Source organism: Sphingomonas sp. (genome assembly GCF_039595165.1).
In the GTDB taxonomy this organism is placed as follows: domain Bacteria; phylum Pseudomonadota; class Alphaproteobacteria; order Sphingomonadales; family Sphingomonadaceae; genus Sphingomonas.
This window is the reverse complement of record NZ_JBCNMA010000188.1, coordinates 1-4,558: the sequence shown is the minus strand read 5'-3', so window position 1 is coordinate 4,558 and position 4,558 is coordinate 1. Positions and strand designations below refer to the sequence as shown.

The following is a 4,558-nucleotide window of genomic DNA, read 5'->3' as shown; positions in this document are numbered from 1 at the left end:
AGCGCGAGCGACACGATGCCGCCGACGATCGCCGACCAGCGATGGCGCAGCGTCCAGTTCAGGATCTTCATATACTGGTCCATCATCCACCCTTCGCCATGGGTGGCGTGGCCCTTCGCCTTGAGGAAATAGGCGGCGATCATCGGCGTCAGCAGGCGCGCGACGGCCAGGCTCATCAGCACCGCCGCGACCACCGTGAGGCCGAAATTCTTGAAGAACTGGCCCGAGATGCCGGGCATCATGCCCACCGGCAGGAACACCGCGACGATCGACATGGTGGTCGCGACCACCGCGACGCCGATCTCGTCCGCCGCGTCGATCGCGGCCTGGTAGGCGGTCTTGCCCATGCGCATGTGGCGGACGATGTTCTCGATCTCCACGATCGCGTCGTCGACCAGCACGCCCGCCACCAGGCTGAGCGCGAGCAGGGTCATCTGGTTCAGGTTGAACCCGAGCAGCTCCATGAAGAAGAAGGTCGGGATCGCCGAGAGCGGGATCGCCAGCGCCGAGATCAGCGTGGCGCGCCAGTCGCGCAGGAACAGGAACACCACGACCACCGCGAGCGCCGCACCCTCGAGCAGCGCCTCGATCGCCGAATGATATTGCGCCTCGGCATATTCGGTGTTGTTGAACAGCACCTCGAAGCGCACCTTGGGGTTGCGCTTCTGCATCTCCTCGAGCTTCTTCTCCGCCGCGTGGAACACCGCGACGTCCGACGCGCCCTTGCCGCGCTTGATGTCGAAGGCGAGCACCTGCTGACCGTTCCACTCGGCCGAACTGCGCAGCTCGGCATAGAGATCCTTGACCTCGGCGATGTCGGAGAGGCGCACGGTGCGGCCGCCGCCGATCGCGATCTGGGTCTGGCCGAGCGCATAGGCGTTGGCGGCGTTGCCGAGCACGCGCACGGACTGCTCGGTGCCCGAGATCTCGGCGCGGCCGCCCGCTGCGTTCAGGTTCACCTGGCGCAGCTGCTGGTTCACCTGGCTGGCGGTCAGGCCGTAGGACTGGACCTTGGCCGGATCGAGGACCACGCGGATCTCCCGGCTCACGCCGCCGACGCGTTCGACCGCAGTCAGGCCCGAGACCGACAGCAGCTCCTTCGACACCGCGTTGTCGACGTACCAGCTGAGCTCCTCCATCGTCATGTCGGTGGCGATCGCGGTGAAGCTGGCGATGTCGTTGTCGGTGGTGTTGGCGCGGAACACCTGCGGCTCGAGGATGCCGTCGGGCAAGTCGCCGCGGATCTGGTTGATCGCCTCGCGCACGTCGTTGACCGCGCGGTCGATCGGGGTGCCGATGTCGAGCTGGATGATCGTGGTCGAGTTGCCCTCGGTCACGTTCGATTCGATCTGGTCGATGCCCTGCAGCGCGCGCACCGCGGATTCGACGCGCTGGGTGATCTGCGTCTCGAGCTCGGTCGGCGCCGCGCCCGGCTGGCTGATCGTCACGATCGCGATCGGGAAGTCGATGTCGGGATCGTTGTTGACGTCCATCCGCGCGAAGCTGACGAAGCCCGCGATCGTCAGCGCGATGAACAGGACGATCGGCGGAACCGGGTTCCGGATCGACCAGGCCGAGATGTTGCGAAAGCCCATGACTCTGTCCTTAAGTCCGCGTCACCGCTGCAGCTTGATCAGGTTGGGCCGCACCTTCTGCCCCGGATTGAGGAAGGCGCCCGCGGTGATCACCACGCGCTCGGTGCCGTTGAGGCCGCTGGTGATCGCCACGCCCGCATCGGACACGTCGCCGGTGGTGATCGGACGGCGCTCCGCCTCGTCCCTGGCGTTGAGGATATAGACGAAGTTGCCCTTGTTGTCGCTCTGGATCGCGGACTGGGGCAGCAACGGCGCGACCTGGCCCCCGGTGTGGAGCCGCGCACTGGCGAAGCCGCCCGGCCGCAGCGCCTTGTTGTAGGACAGCGCGATGCGCGCAATGCCCTGGCGCGTCTGCGGGTCGATCACCGGCGAGACCTGCCACACCTGGCCGGTGAAGGTCTCGGTCGTGCCCGTCGGGGTGACCTCGGCGCGCGCGCCGACCGGGATGCGCTGGAGGTCCGCCTCGCTCAGCTGCGCGCGCATCTCGAACTGGCCGCCCTGCGCGACGCGAAACAAGGTGCCCGAGCCCGAGCTCACGATCTGGCCGGGCTCGACCGCGCGGGTCAGCACCAGGCCGGCCGCGGGCGAACGGATGTCGAGGCGGCGGTTGCGCGCGTTGATCTCGGAATGCTGCGCCTGCGCGACGCGGACGCGCGCCGCCGCGGCGTCGCGGGTAGCGGTCTTGCGGTCGATATCGGCCTTGGACACGAAGCCCCGGCCGAGCAGCTGCTGGGCGCGGTCGAGCTCGGACTGCGCGATCTTGAGATCGGCCTGCGCGACGCGGACGTTGGCCGCCTGCGACTGCGCGGTCTGCGCCTGGACCGAGCGGTCGACGGTCGCCAGCACCTGGCCGGCATTGACCCAGTCGCCCGGCTCGACGAGCACGCGCGTGACCTCGCCGCCCTCGCCGGCGACGCCGACCGGCATCTCGCGCCGCGCGGCGAGCGAGCCGGTGCCGGTGATCACGCGGTCGATCGACTGGCGGCCGGGCACCGCGACGGTCACCACCGGAAGCTGGCGATTGCCCCCTGGACCCTGCGCGCCCTTGGCGGCGCCGGCCTTGTCGCCCTCGCCGCTGCCCGAGGCGAAGGCGAACCACGCCGCGGCGAGCGCGGCGACCACGACCGCGACGGCCACGCCGACGATCCACCAGCGCCGCCTCGAGCGGCCTTCCCCCTCGCCGGTCAGCGCCAGCTTGTCGTCCCTGCCCAACATCCCTGCCTCGTAATTCATGCGCGACTCTTTCCACGTCGGTCATGCGACCGTTGCGGGCCATCCCCGTCACGCTGTGTTATATGAATATATCACCGGCCTCAAGAGCCGTTCTTTTCCCGCGCCGCCCCTGCCTGTTTTCGTCTTGTTCCGCAAGGGGACACGTGCCGCGCCGCACCATCGAATCGGGGTTTGCAGCGCCCGCATCCTCGGGCAAGTTCCCGCGCGGTCCCCCTGGCGGGAACCGTAGAACAGGAGGAAAGCATGCCCACCGGTATTCTTGGTTGGATCCTCATCGGCCTCGTCGCAGGCGCTCTTGGCAAGCTGATCATGCCCGGCAAGGATCCGGGCGGCATCATCGTCACCATCCTGATCGGTATCGCGGGCGCGTTGCTCGCCGGTTTCATCGCCCCGGCCCTCGGCATCAACCTCGCCGGCACCTTCACCAGCTACATCGCCGCCACGATCGGCGCCGTGGTGCTGCTCGCGCTGTATCGTCTGGTGATCGCCCGCCGGGCGAGCTGAATACGGTTCGTCGCAGCTACGGGGCTGTTCAGCCAGCGTTGTCCCGCCGCCGCTAGATGCGGCGGGACAACAGACGAAAGGCCCCTTTGAATGGTTCGATTGCTGACGCTCGCGGCGGTTGCCGCCGCCCTTCCGATGGCGGCCGCCGCGCAGGTCGCCGCGCCCGCGCTTCCCGCGGACGGCACGCTGCTCGACGTCGTCGCCGAAGGCGAGGCGACGCGAGTCCCCGACATCGCGACGATCCGCGCCGGCGTGGTGACGCAGGCGCCGACCGCCGCCGCGGCGCTGTCGGGCAACGCCCGGCAGATGACGCGCGTGCTCGCCGCGCTCAAGGCGGCCGGAGTCGCGGAGCGCGACGTGCAGACCGCGACGATCTCGCTCAACCCGCAATATCGTTATGCCGAGAACCAGCCGCCGGTGATCACCGGCTATCAGGCGTCGAACAGCGTCTCGATCAAGTTCCGCGACATCGCCAGGAGCGGCAATATCCTCGACGCGCTGGTCAAGGAGGGCGCCAACCAGATCGACGGCCCGAACCTGTCGATCGACCAGATGGAAGCGGCGCAGGACGAGGCGCGCACCGATGCGGTCAAGCGCGCCCGCGCCCGCGCCGAGCTCTATGCCAGGGCGCTGGGCATGCGCGTCGAGCGGCTGGTATCGTTGAGCGAGGGCAATGACGGCGGCGGCCCCGGGCCGGTGCCGGTGATGATGGCGCGGATGGAAGCCAAGGATTCGACTCAGGTCGTCCCCGGCGAGCAGCGCGTCGGCGTGACGATCCGCGTGCGCTTCCTGCTCAAGTGAACCAAAAGGGCCGCCCTTCCCGGGGCGGCCCTTCCTTTGTTTTTCGGTTCAGCGTGGCTGCACCGAAGGCACCGCGCTCAGCAGATCAGCGCACCGAGCCGCGGCGCACCAGGTTGACGATCGCCAGCAGGACGATCGCGCCGAGCAGCGACACCACGAAGCTGTACACCGACAGCCCCTGGTTGATCGATCCGCCGCTGAAGATCAGCCCGCCGATGAACGCGCCGACGATGCCGACGACGATGTTGAGCAGGATGCCCTGCTGCGCATCGGTGCGCATCACCAGGCTGGCGAGCCAGCCGACGACGCCGCCGATCACGAGCCACACGATAATTCCGACGAGGTCCATTGCTTCCTCCATCCTCGCACCCGCCTGTCGGGCAGGCCTTGTGCAGGGAAAGACTCGCAAACCGCCAAAATGGTTC

General features: G+C 68.3%; 5 protein-coding genes. 2 read left to right on the top strand and 3 right to left on the bottom strand.

What is annotated here, in order from left to right:
• Both ABDV68_RS18430 and ABDV68_RS18425 read right to left on the bottom strand, forming a co-directional pair.
• Positions 1 to 1,595 (bottom strand): efflux RND transporter permease subunit (locus tag ABDV68_RS18430; RefSeq protein ID WP_343521554.1); only part of this gene is annotated, 1,595 nt, incomplete at its 3' end.
• 21 nt (positions 1,596 to 1,616) lie between these two features.
• Positions 1,617 to 2,828, bottom strand: a complete 1,212-nt coding sequence (locus ABDV68_RS18425) for an efflux RND transporter periplasmic adaptor subunit (protein ID WP_343521553.1) — start codon at positions 2,826 to 2,828, stop codon at positions 1,617 to 1,619.
• A 243-nt stretch (positions 2,829 to 3,071) separates the two neighbouring features.
• Here ABDV68_RS18425 and ABDV68_RS18420 point away from each other — a divergent pair, with 243 nt between their 5' ends.
• Both ABDV68_RS18420 and ABDV68_RS18415 read left to right on the top strand, forming a co-directional pair.
• A complete protein-coding gene (locus tag ABDV68_RS18420; RefSeq protein WP_343521552.1) occupies positions 3,072 to 3,332 on the top strand; it encodes a GlsB/YeaQ/YmgE family stress response membrane protein in 261 nt (86 codons plus the stop codon).
• Positions 3,333 to 3,422: 90 nt separating this feature from the next.
• Positions 3,423 to 4,133: an SIMPL domain-containing protein gene (locus ABDV68_RS18415; RefSeq protein ID WP_343521551.1), complete on the top strand. Its 711-nt coding sequence runs from the start codon at positions 3,423 to 3,425 to the stop codon at positions 4,131 to 4,133.
• An 85-nt stretch (positions 4,134 to 4,218) separates the two neighbouring features.
• On the opposite strand, the gene ABDV68_RS18410 is transcribed toward ABDV68_RS18415, so the two are convergent.
• Positions 4,219 to 4,482 (bottom strand): GlsB/YeaQ/YmgE family stress response membrane protein, encoded by a 264-nt coding sequence (locus ABDV68_RS18410; RefSeq protein ID WP_343521550.1) that lies wholly within the window; start codon positions 4,480 to 4,482, stop codon positions 4,219 to 4,221.
• Positions 4,483 to 4,558: the final 76 nt, after the last annotated feature.

Coding starts and splice junctions, on each gene's coding strand:
- ABDV68_RS18425 (WP_343521553.1), bottom strand. CDS start 2,828: ATGAATTACGAGGCAGGGATGTTGGGCAGGGACGACAAGCTGGCGCTG.
- ABDV68_RS18420 (WP_343521552.1), top strand. CDS start 3,072: ATGCCCACCGGTATTCTTGGTTGGATCCTCATCGGCCTCGTCGCAGGC.
- ABDV68_RS18415 (WP_343521551.1), top strand. CDS start 3,423: ATGGTTCGATTGCTGACGCTCGCGGCGGTTGCCGCCGCCCTTCCGATG.
- ABDV68_RS18410 (WP_343521550.1), bottom strand. CDS start 4,482: ATGGACCTCGTCGGAATTATCGTGTGGCTCGTGATCGGCGGCGTCGTC.